Source organism: Alcaligenes sp. PF14 (assembly GCF_037150615.1).
In the GTDB taxonomy this organism is placed as follows: Bacteria; Pseudomonadota; Gammaproteobacteria; order Burkholderiales; family Burkholderiaceae_B; genus Alcaligenes; species Alcaligenes phenolicus.
Map to the genome: position 1 here is coordinate 216,842 of NZ_JBAGRS010000001.1, position 16,358 is coordinate 233,199.

Genomic DNA, 16,358 nt, shown 5'->3' on the forward strand with positions numbered 1-16,358 from the left:
TTTGTGGGGTGTTCCGTTCCTGTTACGTAACGTTTTTCGTAACACCTGAGGCCGGAATCTGCCGAAATGGAAAACAAAAAAGGCCATCTTGCGATGGCCTTGGGGAAAAATCGGCAGTAAGGGTGCCGGCAGGATGCCTGCTAAAAACCGTCGTAGAAGAACAGAAAGTTGGTGTTCAAGCGTACTTTGCGTTTGTCGGAGTTAACCGGCAAATCGCCCAGCGGTTTGGCGACGTTGATGTCAAACAGATAGTGTTTGTTATTGGACAGCCGTACACCAATGGCAGCGGAACGCAGGCGTCGATTGTTATAGCTGTTCAGTCGCTCCAGGTTGTACCAGGCGCGTGCCCAGTCATAGGCAATATAGGGCTGAATGTTGTTGAGCCAGGTGGAGGAGTTCGTAAAGCGTCGATTGATTTCCAGCGTGGCGCCTATGCCTTTGTCGCCAGCCAGCTCGCCTTGCGGATAGCCATAGCCATGTCGCCAGGCACCAAAAGAAACCTGTTCGGAGTTTGGCAGGACGTTCGAGCTGTACTGGCCGCTGGCCGAAAAGCTCATGCCAAATTGCCCTGGCAAGGCCAGATTCTGCTTGATAGAGGCGGTCCAGCGGGTGAAGTCCAAGGCCAGATCGGACTCGGCGTCACGTTGCAAGTAGGTGTTCAGAGACTTGCGGGCGCCCATGGCATCCAGACCCTTGTACACCCCCAGATTGACCTCGCGAGATTGACGCTGCGAGGCATCGGTATAGCGCAACTCAGCCTTCAGGGCGCGTACGTCGGTGGTGTTCTCGATCCAGACATTGTCCAGCGTCTTGTGGGTGTAGTCGTCCAGGGAGCGACTGGCATAAAAACCTGCCGTGCCTTTCAGACTGCGTTGATTGTTCAAAATAAAGGGATAGCTGATCGCCGCCCCGATACGTTCGTTGATGACCTTGCGGTTCCAGCCCTGGCTTTCCAGAACTTCATCACGCGGCTTGGAGCGATAGTGGTAGCCATCAATCTCCAGATTCAAGCCATTACCGGTCAGGGGAATGGTCAGGTTGCCGCTGACGTACTTCACGTCCTCAGAGCTGGTGGGGATGGCGGCAGTCAGCTTCAGCTGTTCGCCCAGAGGCGTCAGGCTATTGGCGCTTAACTGCACCAGAGCCTGTTTGCTGGAGCCCATTTCCGCCACGCTGGCATTTGCGCTGAAAGATTTGTGCTGTGCATTGATGACCAGCTCGGAGGCGCCATCAGTACGTACGGGCATGTCCAGCTTGGGATCTATTTTCAGGCCCGGAATGGTGCGCAGCAGATTCATGGTGCGCTCCAGCGTGCGCTGGGTAAGCGGCTTTTCATCCACCATGGCTTTGGCGATACGCTCGATGCGAGCCTGGCTGCGACCTGGATCGCCTTCAATACGAACACTGCCTACATGGCCTTCCACCACCGTGACCTTGATGTGTCCTTGCGCAAAGTCCTGTTGCTGCAAGATGGCAAAAGACAGGGGGTAGCCCTGCTGTTGATACAGGGCGGTGATCTTGTTCACCTCGTTGATCAACTGGGCAATGCTAAGCGTTTTACCGGCCAGTGGTTCCAGAATGGCGGTGATCTGTTCAAAAGGAATGCTGCGACTGCCGCTGACATCAAAGCTGCGCACCACCACTTGCTGTTGTAGTTGCTGCTGCAATTGAGTTTGGGCGGCAGCGGGCGGAATGTTTAGAGATGGCGCACGCGTGCTGGGGGCCGGTGCATTGATGGGCGGCAAAGAGTCGACCGGGTTCCCCCGCAAGGGGGCGTCCGCCCAACTTTCTGAACCAGTAGTGGCCAGCCCCATAAATAATCCCAAGCTCACAATCAGGCTGGGATTTTTTTTTCTAAGGAAGGCCAGTGACAAGTGATGCTTGGGATTCATATTCATTAATCATTATTCGCTGTAAATCGGGCGCTTTTTTCTACTGTGCCGTAGTTTAACTTCGCTGTCACTTTTTGCTGTTTGAAAGCAGGGTATTTCCTCTTAGTGCTTTAAAACACTTTAACTATTACATTTTGAAACGTAAAAAAAATAGCCCTGATTTAGCTCGTTAGCAAACAGTCTTGTATGTCTGTATTCATGCTTAGTTGGGGCTGCGCGGGTTTTCCCTTGCTAACAGCAATAAATTGAAAAAAACCTACTTTCTTTCAAGTAATTAAAGCTGTCTTGCAGGTGCTCTGTAGCAGTAGCCAGTCAGTTTTTTTGTTGCATTTTGAAATGATAAAAACGGTAACATTAACAAACTTCGACACAATAAGGGTAAGTAAAAGTTTCAAATTAGCTGTTTTTTGGCCTTTTTTTATGGGAAATTGGCTGTTGTAAATACACAATCATGCGTTTTTCGTATCTTTGGGCTAGAATTCGTTTGTGTATTTGATGTTTGTTACACGTAAACCCTAGTAAAAACAGATACATACATGGGTTTAAGATGATTTCAACTGAAAAATACAAAAATTGATAACAGTTAGCAGTGGAAGTTGCCAAAGTTGGCAAAGTGTAGTGCCCCAAGGGGCCTTGAATCCTCGCTGTTGAGGGTAATTTTTTCTTTTTGAATGGGGACAGTCATGAAGACTCAACTTCAGCAATTCTGGAACGATGAAGACGGTGCAACGGCTATTGAGTACGGCCTGATTGCAGGGTTGGTAGCAGTAGCGATCATTGGGGTTTTGGGGCTCCTAGGTGATGGCTTGAAGGAGTTGTTTACTCGTGTAACTAATGAGTTGACTACTGCTTCTAAGGTAACCGAGTAAGCACTTTGTTTGAGCATCAGCCAATTCAGGTCTGGCTGTGCCTTTTAGCTTGAATGGCTGATGCTTATGCCCGTTTTAATTAAGCTTTCCTTTATTTTTATTCTGCTTTTCTTTTCCGCTCAGATTATCTATAGCGATCTGAAGCTCCGGAAAATCCCTAATGCCTTATTAGTTTTTTATGGTTTGGCGGTTCTGTTGCACAAGGTTTTTGTCAGTGTGTCCTATGGCCTTCCCTGGGGATGGGTGGCGGGCTGGGGGGACTCCCTGATCGGTTTTGCCGCCGCCTTGATCGTGTTTTATCCAATCTGGTTATTGCGTTTGATGGGTGCGGCCGATGTAAAGCTGATGGCCGTGCTGGGCCTGGCCCTGGGGTGGAAGGAAGCAGGCATGGTGGTGTTGTTTGGCACGGTACTGGCGGGTTTGCATGCCTTGGTATTGGTGCTGATTCCATCCTTGGAACGTAAGTACGGATTTGCTTTGCCGGGAACCCGCGTCAAGGCGCGTAGTGTGCCTTTAGGGGCCTGGTTATCCCTTGCAACAATGGGGTGGGTATGGATGCAAAATCAATAAAGCCCCCACGAGAGGGCCAATTAGCAAAACGGCGTGGCGTAGAAAAAAAATACCAATACGGAGCCTACGCACTGGAATTTGCATTGATTTTTCCATTGTTGTTTCTCTTCATGTATGGCTTGCTGACGTTCGGTCTGATCATGACCGCGCAGCAGTCTCTTAATTTCGCGGCCGAATCCGGTGCCCGCGCTGCTTTGCTGGAGCCAGGCGCTGGGCCGGGTGGCCCCATGCTCAGTCCGGATCGCCTGCAAGCACGGGTAAATCGGGCCAAGGAAGTGGCCGCCGATCAGGTTCAGTGGCTAAGCACTTGGGTAGGCAGTGAGCATGTGCGCATCACCACGGATTTGCTCAGTGATGAGCTGCGTGTGGGGATTGTGTACGACTACCTGCAAGCCCCCCTGATTCCTCGTTTTGCTCCCGATACCTTGTTTGCGCTGGTTGTGCCCGAACAGTTAAAGGGCAATGCGCAGATCAATCTGCTGGTTGCCGGTGAAGTGGGCACAGCGGGGGATACGCCATGACACGTGCCGCCTGTTTCCTTCCTGCTGCACAACGTCAGCAAGGCGTTGCTGCCATCGAGTTTGCCTTGATGGTGGGGATTCTGTTGTTGATCTTCAGCGGCATCATCACCTTCAGTTCCTTGTTTCTGGCCAAGCAAAAAATGGATCATCTGGTCGGCGATCTTTCTCGCCAAGCGACGATGCAGGTCAAGAACGCCGATGAGATCGCGCCTTTTATAAATCAGGAACTGGCCAGGAACTATGGCAGGGGCCAAGCCAAGAGCGACGCGTTCTTGCATTGGTTTGGCGACCTGAGTGCGGATGTTCAATCCCAGGCGTGTGCCTCGGAGCCTCAGTATGACTGCGCCCAGCTTTCCCTGAAGCTGGAGCTTGAACCCGGAATTCTTTCTCAAACCCTGGATCTGTTCAGGCCTGAAGAGGGTCAGGCAGATCAATTGCGCAGCTTAAGCGCCAAGACACTACTCGTACTCAGGAGACCACATTAATGAGCGGCATTATGAAGGGGGCGGCAGTCCTTTTATTGCTGATCGCAGCCGTATTGGTTGCGTTTGCCTTGTACCTGGGCATGAAGCCCAAACCCGAGGTGGTCCAGCCTGTGCTCAGCACGCAAAGCGTAGAGCCAGCAGCCAACTTGCAGGCGGTGGTCGTGCTCAAACGGGATGTGAAAGCGGGGGAAACCTTGCAGGCTGATGCTCTGGAATTGGCGCAGTGGCCTGCGGCTCCTGCCCAGTCTTTCAACACGCTGGAAGCCTTGAGCGGGAAAACCCTGCGTTTTGACCTGGGCCAAGGGCAGCCAGTGTTAAGCAGCTTCATCGCCAAAAGTCTGGCCAGCTATCTGGAAGAGGGTGAGCGCGCCGTCAGCATTCCCATTGATGTGATCACTGGCGCCAGCCACAGGGTAGAGCCGGGCGATCTGGTCGATATCTTCATTACCTTTAACAGCGGCAACGAAGTCAATGACACCCAGGCCCGCCTGTTGATGTCGCGTGTGCGCGTGCTGGCCTATGGCGGCGCTTCGCTGTCCGGGCCAGATCCGGCAGAGGCCAATGCGACGAATCGTGCCGAGACTCAGGCGCGCCACGCCATGTTGGCTGTCCCCCTGGAGTCGGTGAATGAACTCCTGCTGGCTAGCCGCAGTGGCAGCCTGCAACTGGTCTTGCGTGCTCCCAAGGACGAGAGTTTGCCGGACGCTTCCTTGTTCCCTGAATTTGCGGGTCTGATTCCCGCGCGTGCTGGTCTGGATGCCGATCAGCGCGATGCCTTGAAACTGCCGGATAACCGCGCCATGGCCGGTTTGGGCTTGCGTGAATTTGCAATCAGCCAGACCGAAAAAGAACAGGTGCAGGCACGAGCCCGGGCCAGCGGAGAGCCGCATGCTGCGCCGCCGCGCCGCACGGAAGTTATTCGCGGGGGCCGTTTAGAGGTCATTCAGTATTAAGCAATACAGAGCTTGTTGTGGGGACGGGTCAGCCTGCCTGTGAGGGCTGACGAGACGCGACGCAGGGCAGCATGGATTAAACACATGAGACAGAAAATCAAAAAAGCAGGTCTGGGTTTGGGGTGCTGGTATGCGCTCTGCTTGTCGGGTTTGGCACCAGTGCCGGTGATGGCGCAAACGGCTCAAACCAGCGCCAGTCAGAAGGTGATACGTCTGGTGGCCAACGATCAGGATATTTTGCGCTTGTCGCAAGTTCCGCAGCGTGTGGCGATCAGCGATGAAAGCGTGGCGGATGTGCAAATTCTGTCTGCATCGGCCGGGCAGCGCGGCGAGGTGCTCCTGATCGGCAAACGCGCGGGTACGGCTGATTTGCGTGTCTGGATGCCTGGTCGCACGAATCCGGATCGCTGGACGATTGAGGTGACTAGTCAAGTGCAACAGCAACTGGCACAGGCCGGTCGCCCCATGTCGGCGCAGGTGTCCAGCGCCGGGCAGCAGTCCTTGATTACGGGTAGCAGCCCCTCTTTGCTGGATCACCAGGATGCCATGGCCGCCGCACGCTCCGGCGCTGGTCCGGATGCGCCGGTGCTGGACCTGTCCGAGGTCAGCACCAGTGGCATGGTGCAGGTGGAAGTCAAAGTGGTGGAGGTTTCCCGCGAAGTCATGAAAGACATTGGCCTGAGTGCCAATGCCATTGGTGGCAAGCCCTGGTCGGGCGGGGTGAACTTGTTGCCCAAGGCTCTAACGGGTGGATTGAGCCTGGGGTACAACTCGAGCAACTTCAGTGCGACCTTGAATCTGCTGGAGCAAAATGGCCTGGCCCGTGTGCTGGCCGAGCCGACTTTGGTGGCCATGTCTGGTCATAGCGCCAGCTTTTTGTCCGGTGGCGAAATTCCTATCCCCAGTTCGGGCGGTTTGGGAACAACGACGGTGGAGTACAAACCTTTCGGGATCGGTCTGACGGTAACGCCAACGGTGCTGTCTCCTGAACGTATTGCCCTGAAGGTTGCCCCTGAAGCCAGTGATCTGGATTACTCGAATGTGGTGCAAATGCCCGGTGGCGGTGTGATGCCTTCTTTGCGTACCCGTCGAGCCGATACGACTATTGAGCTGGGTGATGGCCAAAGCTACATCATCAGCGGGCTGGTGTCGCGCCAAACCGCTGCTGCCGTCAAAAAGATTCCCTTCCTGGGGGATTTGCCGATTCTGGGTAGTTTTTTCCGCAACGTGCAGTACAGCCAGAAAGAGCTGGAACTGGTCATTGTCGTCACTCCCCGTCTGATCAAACCTATCCAGAAAGGCGCCACGATTGCCTTGCCGGGTGGTCGTCAGGAAAAACTGGATGACGCACCCAATGCCTGGGGCTACTTCTTGCTGGGCCGCCATGGTTACGAGCAGATGCCAGGGTTTTCGCGCTAAGCGCGTGGAGTGGTGACGTGCAACGATATCGGGAATACCTCTTGTGTACAGAGCACCCCGAGCTGGCTGTGATGATCAACACGGCAGCTGCCGGGCTCCTGACGGTAAGGGCGATTGAGCCCACGACCGAGAGTTTGCGCCGGGAGCTGGCCAAGCAAGCGGAACCTTTGGTGTTTTTTGACTTTGTTCATGGACAGCATGGGGAAGAGAACGGACAGGTAGTAGGTTTGGTTCGCAGTCTGGCGCGGCTCGATGCCAGTGTGCAGCGTGTGGCGGTAGGGCGGGCATCCGTGCCCCAAGGCCCCGTCAATGCCTTGCGGGCGGGTGCCAACGAGTTCCTGAACCTGGACACGAACGAAGATCTGCATCATCAGTTGCAGGTATTGATTGAAAAGCTGGGTCAGACCCAGCACAGCCCTTTGCTGGACAAGCCTTTTCGCAGTGTGCTGTTGATGGGCGCGCGTATTGGTGTCGGTTGCAGTACCGCTGCCAGCAGTCTGGCCTGGCTCTTGCAACAAGAAATGAACCGCATGGGCAAGGAAGTACGAGGTTTGACGTCGGCCAAGCCCTTGCCGGTTGAACTGGTGCCGCTGTCCGAGCGAGTCGGTTTGCTGGATCTGGGAGCACCTACCGGGGACTGTGCCTTGTACATGGGCCTGGGTTCGGAATTTGACTTCATTCAGGCGGCATCACAGCGTCATCGAATGGACGACACCATGTTGCATTCGGCACTGGCACAACACAGCAGCGGCTTGAACCTGCTGTCTTTGCCCGCCGATGTGAATACCTTGAATCAAATCAGTCTGGAAGATTCGCTGGGTTTGTGCAGTTATTTGCGTGAACGCATGGGCTGCCTGGTGATTGATGCTGGCGGTTTTCCCAATCCGCGTTTTCTGGTGGAACTGGAATCGCTGGTGGACGAGGTGCTGGTGGTCACAGACCAAAGCATGGGGGCGCTGGTGTCTCTGGCCGAGTTCATGGCCTTGCGTGCGCAGTTCGATGCGCTGGCCAATGTGCGTCTGGTGGTGAATCAGTTTGATCCAGCTTACGGTTTTTCTGGGCAGGCCATTGCCGAGCGCTTTGATCTGGAGTTGGCCGCCGTGCTGCCGGATCGGCGTCTTGGGCATATGCGCAGCGCCGGTCTGGGCAAGATTCTGGTGCAAGTAGATGAGAAGGACCCCTATACCCGTGCCTTGCAAAGTTTGGCATCGGGTTTGACGGGGCGCAGGCAGGGACTGTCACAAAACAAGGTCAGTACGGTTTTGGGACGGTTGAAATTCAGGTTCGGGGGCTGAACAGGCCCAAGCATGGAAAAGTAAGGCATGAACAATACTTCATTGCTCGGTGGGCGTCCCGACCTGATTCAGGTCCGGGAACAGGCCCATGAACATTTGCTGGCTCGCATCGAAGAGTTGGGAGCCGAGTTTGGTCGCTGGACACGGCAGGCCATACAGGATTTTGTTGGCATCGAATTGGCCAGCTTTGTTCGTTTGAAACGGGTGCCCGTCAACGAACAGGAAGTGCGCGAGATCGTGCAGGCGCTGACCCGCGAACTGGCGGGCCTGGGGCCTTTGGAAGACCTGCTGGAGGACCCGGCGGTTGAAGATATTCTGATCAATGGTTACGACAAGCTGTTTGTGTCGCGCGGTGGCGTGTTGGGCCAGGAGCCCAGTGGGTTTACGGATGATCAGCATGTGCTGCGTATCGTGCGCCGTATTCTGGCTCCGTTGGGACGCAGACTGGACGAGTCGGTTCCGATGGTGGATGCCCGCTTGCCCGATGGTGGCCGCCTGAATGTGGTCATTCATCCCCTGGCGGTGGATGGCCCCATGGTCTCTATCCGTAAGTTCCGCAAGGACCCGCTAAAGCCTGAAGACTTGATGCGTTTGGGCGCGTTTGACGAGCCGGTGGACCGGCTGCTGCAAGCCGCAGTGAAATCGCGTTGCAATATTCTGATTTCTGGCGGGACCAGCTCCGGCAAGACGTCCTTGCTCAATGCTCTGGCTTTTTACATCCCCAAAACCGAGCGTGTCGTAACGGTGGAAGATACCGCCGAACTGGCCTTGAATCACCCGCATGTGGTGCGCCTGGAAGCACGTCAGGCCGGGTATGACGGCAGCGGCGAAATCTCGATTCGCGAACTCCTGCGCAACAGCTTGCGTATGCGTCCGGACCGGGTGGTCGTGGGGGAAGTGCGGGGTGCCGAGGTCATCGACATGCTGCAAGCCATGAATACTGGTCACGAAGGCTCCATGGCCACGATCCACGCCAACTCGCCGCGCGAATGTGTGTATCGCGTAGAAATGCTGGCCGGGTTTGCGGGCTTTCAGGGCAGCGAGGACAGCTTGCGCAGACAGATCGCCAGCGCGCTGGACTTCATTATTCAGATTGGCCGCCTGCCCAATGGCAAGCGCCGGGTGCTGTCCATTACAGAAGTTACCGGCATGGGCGATGGCGTGATTGCCATGCAAGAGCTGTATCGCCACGAATCCTATGTGCTGGATGATGGCACCGAGCAGGATCGCTGGGTCAGCCTGGGCATTCATCCTCATACCCGCAAGCTGATGCAGTACCGCGATCAACTGGCTAATGAGCAGGTTCAGGCTCAGGACAACACGCCTAAAGAAGGCGGTGGTTTCTGGGATTGGAGACGCTAAATGATGGCTTTGTATATCGCTTTGGCGGCTGTGATTCTGATGCTGGGCGCGGTACTGCTCTGGGCCAAGGGTGCCCAGCGTCAGCAGGCCCAGCGTTCGGCACAGGTGCTCGAGCAGCAGCTGGCTTTGCGCCCGGCGGTACAGAGTAGCGTACGAGCCCAGCCCAGTGCGCAGGATGCCTGGTTGGGAGCACCGAAGGGCTGGCGGGAGTTCATGCTGCGCACCGGCATTCAGCCTTCACGCCGTTTTTATCTGATTCTTTTGCTGGGCACGCTGGTGCCGCCTGCCTTGTTGCTGGCTTTTGTCGGGCCGGTTGCAGGTGGGGCCATGCTGCTTGCCACCGTACTGGGCGCCTATACCTTTCTGTGGTTTCGCAGTGATAAGCGTCACCGCAAAATCGTCTCTCAAATTCCGGACTTTCTGGATCTGATGGTGCGCTTGATCACCATTGGCAACAGCATGGGAGCGGCCTTTTTGAATGCGGCTGACAACACGCCACAACCCCTGGGCCAGGTATTGCAGGATGCAAATTCCCTGCACCGCTCCGGGCAGGATCTGGATGTGGCCTTGCGTGCTGTTTCGCGTCAGCACGGCTTGCACGAGCTCTTTCTGGTTGCCGCTGTAATCAGTGTGGCAATGCGTTTTGGCGGTCGTAGTGATCAGACTATGGAACGTATGGCCGGCTTCATGCGAGACCGGGAAAACGCCCGCAGCGAGTTGGTGGCCTTGTCTGCCGAGGTGCGCCTGTCCGCCTGGATTCTGGCGTTATTGCCGATCCTGATCGGTGTCTACATTCTGATTTTCAATAACGAGCTGTTCCTGACCATGTGGAACGACCCGGTGGGGTTTCGCATGCTGCTGTTCGCAGCAGTCTTGCAGTGTGTGGGCTGTTATTGGCTGTATTGGATGGCACGCAATGTCTAGGAGCAAGACATGATGGCCTTGGAAGCACAAACCGTTCTGGTCTGGGGAGCTGTGGCTTGCGCTCTGGCTGGCCTGATTCTGTTTGCCTTGTGGTTTCACAACCATTGGCAGCAGCGTCAGCAAGCCATGCGTTTGAGCCAGGCGGTGGATGAACGCCTGAAAGGCGCGCCGCACATGACGCAGGCGCCCAGCCAGTCGCGCCAGACGGTGGAACAGATCAAGATGCAGGCGGGCAGCCTGGGCGAGCGCTGGCTGAAAGGGCGCTTCGGGTCCAGTCTGCTTAGCGAGGAAGATCGCGTACTCATCATGAATGCAGGCTTCAAGCACATTGATGTGGCGCGGCAGTATTTCGTCCTGAGTCGAGTCGGCCTGAGCATTGTTCTGATTGTCCTGTTCAGCTTGCTGCCCATGACTCGCAGGCTGAATGAGTACGTGCCATTTGTGTCTGTGTTCATTGGCTTTGCCCTGGGCTGGATGCTGCCCAAATGGTGGCTGGCGCGTCGTGTTTCGCAACGTCGTATGCGTATCGCTGCCGAGCTGCCCTTGTTTGTGGATTTGCTGCGTTTGTTGCAAGGCGTGGGCCTGTCCATGGACCAGACCTTGCACACTATCGAGCGCGAATTCCATGACGTGATTCCCGTCATGGGCTCAGAGCTGACCATTGCGGTCGAGCAATATGCCCGTGGTCGTACTCGTGAGCAGTCGTTGGAGCGGATTGCCAGCGGCTTTACCAACGAGGATCTGGCCGTGATCTGTCGCCTGATTGTGCAGGTGGACCAGCACGGTGGTGCGATGCAGGAACCCTTGCACCGCTTCGGTGTGCGCTTGCGCGAGCAGCGTCGCCTGGAGCTGAAAGCCAAGGTGGGCAAATTGACCGTAAAGATGACGGGCGTCATGGTGCTGACTTTGCTGCCTGCCTTGTTGATTATTACTGCGGGGTCAGGTTTTCTGGCCTTGTTCCGTGGCTTGAGCCAAGTGGCCGGAGGGTGACTTTGATGAAAATGTCGACATGGACTCGTCCCTTGATGCGCTGGGCTGCGCTGGGTTTGGGGAGTACTTTGCTGGTGGCGTGTTCCACCACGGACTCCGCCTACGAGCTGGTGCGTCAGCAACAGGAACAGGAAGCCTTCTTGCAGAGCAAGGAAATTGAGCATTGGGAAAAGCGCAGACCGACTGACAAGCAGATGGCGGTACGCATGCTGGAAGAGACGCAAAAACAGGGCCGCTACTTTGCGTCCCTGGCCTATGCCGAAGCCATGGAAAAGGAATATGGCGCAGACCCGGAGGTCATGGTGTTGCGGGCTGAAGCACAGCGTCAAACCGGACAGCTGGAGCAGGCAGCGCACACCTTCAAGTCCCTGTTGAATACGCCCGTGGCCGGACGGGCTTATCAAGGTTTGGGTTTGATTGCTGGCTCGCAAGAACACTTTGATCAGGCTGCTCATTTCCTCAAGCAAGCGGCTGGGCAAGACCCCACGAATGCGATTGTGCAAAGCGATCTGGCTTATGCCTACTTGCGTTCCGGTCGCCCTCAGGAAGCACGTCTGGCCTTGGGTAAGGCGGCCGAACTGGCCCCGGATAACCCCAAGATACTGAGCAATATGGCCTTGTATTTGCTGGTCAGCCAGGAAACGCAACGGGCTGGTTTTGTGATGCAGCAAGCAGGTATGGACGCCGCAACCCAGCAAGCCATTGTGCAGATGGCCGAACAGATTGGACAGGATCTGGAGCAATTGCACGCCCGTCAGCAAATGCAGAAACAACACGAGCTGCGCATGGCAGCGGCTGCAAAGGATGAGCAGGCCAGAGCCCAGGCGGTGGCATTGAGTCCGGCTACTCCGACGGCGATGGGCCAGGTCGTCTTGAACCGATCCGCCCAGGCACAAAACCCGGCCGTGGCTCGTCCTGCTGCGGTTGTGGTTTCTTCTACGCAAGCGGGCTTGAACCGTCCCTTGCTGGAAAGCCTGGGCCCTGTGTCTTCGTCAATGAATTGATTGCCGTTTTTTCAAGGATATCGCAATGAACCGATCCCGCATTTTGGCCTGCTGCACCTTGTTGATGGCCAGTAGTGCCTGGGCGCAGACACAAGCTCCGCTGACTGGAACCATGGTTTCAGGCACCAGCACCTACCCGGTCAGCACCAGCCCGGCAGCGGCCAGCAATCAGGGTGTGCACACACCGGCCGCTCCGGCGGCAGAAACAGCGCCCGCTGAGCGTCAGCCTTACGAGAAGTACCGCTTGAGTGATGAGGAAGTACACCCTTGGCCTGAAGTGGAAGGCCTGCCTGTGCATGTACAGAACGAGCGCCGCCATATTCCGCCGCGCATCGAGGTGGGGCCTGATACCCGCAGCCTGCTCAGCATGCAGGCCGACCCGGACCGGGAAGGCAAGGTCTTGCCGGTGCATGGTGCGGCAGCCAATCTGGCCTGGGAGCGCTATTTGGAGAGCTTCAAGCATCCCATTCCTGAGTACATGAAAGAGCGCATCAAAACAAACGGTAGTGATTAAAGCCCACAGGGCTGGAGTGGGTCAGGAGAGCGAGATGAAATGGGGAAGAACTCGAACCCAGAGCGAGCAGGCACATAAGCAGCAAGGTTCCATTATTGTGCCTGCAGCCGCCGCGTTGCTGGTGGGGCTGGTGTTGCTGGGGGCGGCGCACCTGGGGCATAACTTCCATGTGAAGCGGGGGCTGCAAAACGCGGCTGACTTGGCTGCACTGGCGGGGGCGCAGGCCTTGGGTTCCGGGGATGCGCTGGGCTGCCAGCAAGGTGAAAGCATGGCCAGGTTCAGCCTGAATAGCCAGCCCGATTCGCCTGCTGCGGGTTTGACGGGCGATGGTGCCAAAGTCTTTTGCGGTAAATGGAATAGCAGCCACAGTGATCCGGCCCAGCGTTTTGTTTCTTCCTTGCCCGCTGATTCCGTGCGCGTGCATTTGAGCTATCAGCCGCCTTCTCTGTTCCCTTTCTTTACTTCCTCGGTGATTGAGGCGGTTGCCACCGCCAAGAACAGTGAGCCGGTTGCGACCTTCTCCGTGGGCAGTCGCCTTTTGTCCTTGAAGCGCAATGGTCTGGTCTATAACCTGCTGCGCGGCGTGGGCCTGCGCCCGGACCAGTTGACGGTGCTGGACTCGGCCGGTTTGGTCAATGCCAAGATTACGCCTTCCGGTTTGTTGAAAGCCTTGGGATTGCCCGCCACGGTTATCGCAGGAGTGGGTACACCTGAAGAATTGGCCCGGCTGGAGCAACTGACTTTGGCCGATTTGCTAAGTGCCAGTCTGGCCTTGCTGGACCAGCAAAAAACACTGGGTCTGGACGTTGGGGCCTTGCAGGAATACATCCGCTTGTTGCTGGGCGTCGGTCCTCTGGATTTGCCCGTCAAACTGCTGGGTGAGGGCGGTATTCTGGCCTTGATCGATGGTGTGGATCCCTTGTCGGCCTTGAATGTGAACCTGGACGTGCTGCAACTGGTCAACACGGGACTGGTGGTGGCCAATGGCAAGAATCTGATTGATTTGAACCTGACTGCGCTGCCTTCCGGTTTGACCAATATGTTCAATAACGCCCTGGATTTGCGAGTGCGGGTTGTGGAGCCGCCCAGCATCGCCATGGGCGGGATAGGCACTAAAGCGAACTCGGCAGGTGTGCGAGTCTATCTGAATCTGGATACTTCCAAGATTCCGCTGGTGGGTCTTGTTCTGAATGCGCTGGGAACGCGGGTTAGTCTGCCTGTCATTATTGAGCTATCCCAAGCCTCCGGCGAGTTGGTTAATGTCTGCCGCGCACCGATTGCCGAGAATCAGGCCACGATTGCGGTCAAATCCTCGCTGGTGAACGTGTGTCTGGGCAAGTTCCCACATTCGGATTTTTTCTCGACTAGCAATAGTTGCAAGGATGAATCGTTTGGGGGAATTCAGCGTCATCAGGTGATTAATGTGTTGGGTATCCTGCCTTTGACCGCTAAAGTCACCTTACCCTTAATTGATACAAAAAATCCGGTTCATGTAACGTTGACCGCGCCTCCGGGCGAGCCTTCAGAAGCAACTGTCAACGCCACTCAGCTGGATTTGTCTCGCAGTGTGAGTCTGCTCTCCGATGCTGTTCTGTCGGGTATCCTGGGTGATTTGCTGAACACCCCCTGGAGTGGCGCGTCCGGCAAGCGTCAGATGGCGGAAAGTCTGGTGGGCGGTGGGGCCGGCCGCTCAGTTTCTGAGGTCGTGAACGAGATGAACTGGTCCAAGGAGCGTATGGATCAACTGGCCCGCACCATGAGCCAGAATGGCTTGATCGGTGTGCTGGGCGGAACCCTGGGCTTTGTCGATAATTTGCTGACAACCCTGCTGGGTGCGCCCTTGAGTGATCTGGCCTGCGTGATTGGTGGGATTGGTGGTCAGCAAGCGATGCGCGAATGCCGGACAGGGGCGGTAGAGGTGCTGGTCTTTAAAGACTCCAACCTGGTCGGTGCCGTATTAAGTCTGGTTGTCGCGTTGTTGGATCCGGTATTGCAAGGCTTGAGTGCTCTGCTGGAGGGGCTGCTGAAGCTGCTGGGCCTGAGTCTGGTCGAGGCCGACGTGAAACTTCATGATGTGCAGTGCGGTACTGCCTATCTGGTGCAATAGCGCGGGAGGCGAATACAGCAATGAGCGTCAGCTTTATGGGTAATGAACCCGTTTTATACGTCTGGGAGGGTAGTTCCGATCTGGTGACGCGTGCCGAGCGCGCCATGGAGCCCAGTTCGGTAGCGGTCATGCGCGTAGAGCCTTCCCTGGTGCTGGACGCCGAGCGTCATCCCACGCGCCATGCGGTTGCATTGGTGTCCGTCAGTGTGATGGCCCAGGGACGTTTTGAACAGCACCAGTGGCTGGTCGAGCACGCCATTCCAGTGATCTGGGTGGCCTCGGAGGACCGAGGCTACGACCCGCGTTTTTACCCCTCGGCCTACTCCTATACCTTGCCGCTGTCTTTCAGTCAGGCCGAGCTGCGTACCCTGGTGGCCAAGCTGGCCGGGCTGACCGCACAGGTCGAGCGAGAAGGGCAAGGTGGTCCTCAACCATTAGTAGCCGTATCGCCTGTGATGCGGGCCTTGATTGCTGAAGCCGATATGTACGCCGATAGCGGGGCCAGTGTACTGATTCATGGTGAAACAGGTGTGGGCAAAGAACGTATCGCTCAATTGCTGCACGAGCGTTCTTCACGAGCGCAAGGGCCCTTTGTTCCGGTGAATTGCGGGGCGGTGCCCGAGGGCCTGTTTGAAGCCCACTTCTTCGGCCACGCAAAAGGGGCTTTTACAGGCGCGATAGGTGCTCATAAAGGCTATTTCGAGCAGGCGGATCAAGGCACCTTGTTCCTGGATGAAATCGGGGATTTGCCCCTGCATCAACAGGTCAAATTGCTGCGAGTACTGGAACAGCGCTCCGTGACGCGTCTGGGGTCAACGCAACAGATTCCGGTTGATTTTCGTATGGTGGCCGCTACGAATAAAAACCTCTTGGGACTGGTGCAACAAGGCCAGTTCCGTGCGGACTTGTATTACCGTTTGGCCGTGGTTGAGCTACTGATTCCGAATCTGGAACAGCGAGGCTCCCAGGAAAAAATCGCCATTTTCTGCGCCTTGCTGGAACAGGCCCTGGAGTGCGACGTCGAGGACATCCCTCAATGGGTTCTGGATGCGGTGGGTAGCATGCGCTTTAACGGCAATGTGCGCGAGCTGGCTAATCTGGTGGAGCGCGTTGCTGTCATGAGCAAGCAGTTTGGGGCCTGGGAGTCGGTGCAGTTGCGGCAAGTGCTGGAACGTTTCAACGCCCCCGTTATGGCCCCGGCTCTGGCTTTGCCTGAAGGTGCGCCCATTCTGGAGCGGCCCGAGCCCGTCATCAGCCTGAGCGCACAGGAGCAGGAAGAGCGTGCACGTATTATTTCGGTTCTGGATACCCAGAACTGGCGACGGCAGGATACCGCCGCCGTCTTAGGGATTTCTCGTAAAGTTTTGTGGGAAAAGATGCGCAAATTCAACATAAAGGCACAAGATGCGACAAGCCGCGTTTAGAATACGGGCTGATTCTGTGTATCAAGCTA

Annotated in this window: 15 protein-coding genes; 14 read left to right on the forward strand and 1 reads right to left on the reverse strand. The window is 56.2% G+C overall.

Going from position 1 to position 16,358, the window contains the following annotated elements:
* Nucleotides 1-140: 140 nt before the first annotated feature.
* Entirely contained in the window at nucleotides 141-1,814 is a 1,674-nt protein-coding gene (locus WFM49_RS00960; RefSeq protein ID WP_442893022.1) for a ShlB/FhaC/HecB family hemolysin secretion/activation protein, read from the reverse strand.
* 761 nt (nucleotides 1,815-2,575) lie between these two features.
* On the opposite strand from WFM49_RS00960, the gene WFM49_RS00965 reads away from it, so the two are divergent.
* The 14 genes from WFM49_RS00965 to WFM49_RS01030 all read left to right on the forward strand — a co-directional run bounded on the left by WFM49_RS00965 (nucleotide 2,576) and on the right by WFM49_RS01030 (nucleotide 16,329).
* A complete protein-coding gene (locus WFM49_RS00965) occupies nucleotides 2,576-2,761 on the forward strand; it encodes a Flp family type IVb pilin (protein WP_254498952.1) in 186 nt (61 codons plus the stop codon).
* A 66-nt stretch (nucleotides 2,762-2,827) separates the two neighbouring features.
* Nucleotides 2,828-3,331: an A24 family peptidase gene (locus WFM49_RS00970; RefSeq protein ID WP_250755939.1), complete on the forward strand. Its 504-nt coding sequence runs from the start codon at nucleotides 2,828-2,830 to the stop codon at nucleotides 3,329-3,331.
* A complete protein-coding gene (locus WFM49_RS00975; protein WP_336971250.1) occupies nucleotides 3,313-3,852 on the forward strand; it encodes a TadE family protein in 540 nt (179 codons plus the stop codon). The genes WFM49_RS00970 and WFM49_RS00975 overlap by 19 nt, the downstream gene beginning before the upstream one ends.
* Complete coding sequence (locus tag WFM49_RS00980) at nucleotides 3,849-4,337, forward strand: TadE/TadG family type IV pilus assembly protein (RefSeq protein ID WP_009459519.1); 489 nt, start codon at nucleotides 3,849-3,851, stop codon at nucleotides 4,335-4,337. Before WFM49_RS00975 ends, WFM49_RS00980 begins: the two co-directional genes overlap by 4 nt.
* Nucleotides 4,337-5,290, forward strand: a complete 954-nt coding sequence (cpaB, locus tag WFM49_RS00985; RefSeq protein ID WP_239054522.1) for a Flp pilus assembly protein CpaB — start codon at nucleotides 4,337-4,339, stop codon at nucleotides 5,288-5,290. The genes WFM49_RS00980 and cpaB overlap by 1 nt, the downstream gene beginning before the upstream one ends.
* A gap of 84 nt (nucleotides 5,291-5,374) precedes the next feature.
* The gene (locus tag WFM49_RS00990) at nucleotides 5,375-6,709 is read left to right on the forward strand and encodes a type II and III secretion system protein family protein (RefSeq protein ID WP_009459514.1); all 1,335 of its coding nucleotides are present in this window, start codon (nucleotides 5,375-5,377) and stop codon (nucleotides 6,707-6,709) included.
* Nucleotides 6,710-6,726: 17 nt separating this feature from the next.
* Nucleotides 6,727-8,004 (forward strand): AAA family ATPase, encoded by a 1,278-nt coding sequence (locus WFM49_RS00995; RefSeq protein ID WP_336971253.1) that lies wholly within the window; start codon nucleotides 6,727-6,729, stop codon nucleotides 8,002-8,004.
* A gap of 27 nt (nucleotides 8,005-8,031) precedes the next feature.
* On the forward strand, nucleotides 8,032-9,366 hold the full coding sequence (locus WFM49_RS01000) for a CpaF family protein (RefSeq protein WP_021446903.1): 1,335 nt from the start codon (nucleotides 8,032-8,034) through the stop codon (nucleotides 9,364-9,366).
* Nucleotides 9,367-10,290, forward strand: a complete 924-nt coding sequence (locus WFM49_RS01005) for a type II secretion system F family protein (RefSeq protein ID WP_026483228.1) — start codon at nucleotides 9,367-9,369, stop codon at nucleotides 10,288-10,290.
* Nucleotides 10,291-10,299: 9 nt separating this feature from the next.
* A complete protein-coding gene (locus tag WFM49_RS01010) occupies nucleotides 10,300-11,280 on the forward strand; it encodes a type II secretion system F family protein (protein ID WP_026483227.1) in 981 nt (326 codons plus the stop codon).
* A gap of 5 nt (nucleotides 11,281-11,285) precedes the next feature.
* The gene (locus WFM49_RS01015) at nucleotides 11,286-12,284 is read left to right on the forward strand and encodes a tetratricopeptide repeat protein (RefSeq protein WP_250755937.1); all 999 of its coding nucleotides are present in this window, start codon (nucleotides 11,286-11,288) and stop codon (nucleotides 12,282-12,284) included.
* A gap of 25 nt (nucleotides 12,285-12,309) precedes the next feature.
* On the forward strand, nucleotides 12,310-12,798 hold the full coding sequence (locus WFM49_RS01020; RefSeq protein ID WP_052159417.1) for a DUF3613 domain-containing protein: 489 nt from the start codon (nucleotides 12,310-12,312) through the stop codon (nucleotides 12,796-12,798).
* A gap of 34 nt (nucleotides 12,799-12,832) precedes the next feature.
* Entirely contained in the window at nucleotides 12,833-14,905 is a 2,073-nt protein-coding gene (locus WFM49_RS01025; protein WP_021446901.1) for a pilus assembly protein TadG-related protein, read from the forward strand.
* A 20-nt stretch (nucleotides 14,906-14,925) separates the two neighbouring features.
* Entirely contained in the window at nucleotides 14,926-16,329 is a 1,404-nt protein-coding gene (locus WFM49_RS01030; protein ID WP_009456771.1) for a sigma 54-interacting transcriptional regulator, read from the forward strand.
* Nucleotides 16,330-16,358: the final 29 nt, after the last annotated feature.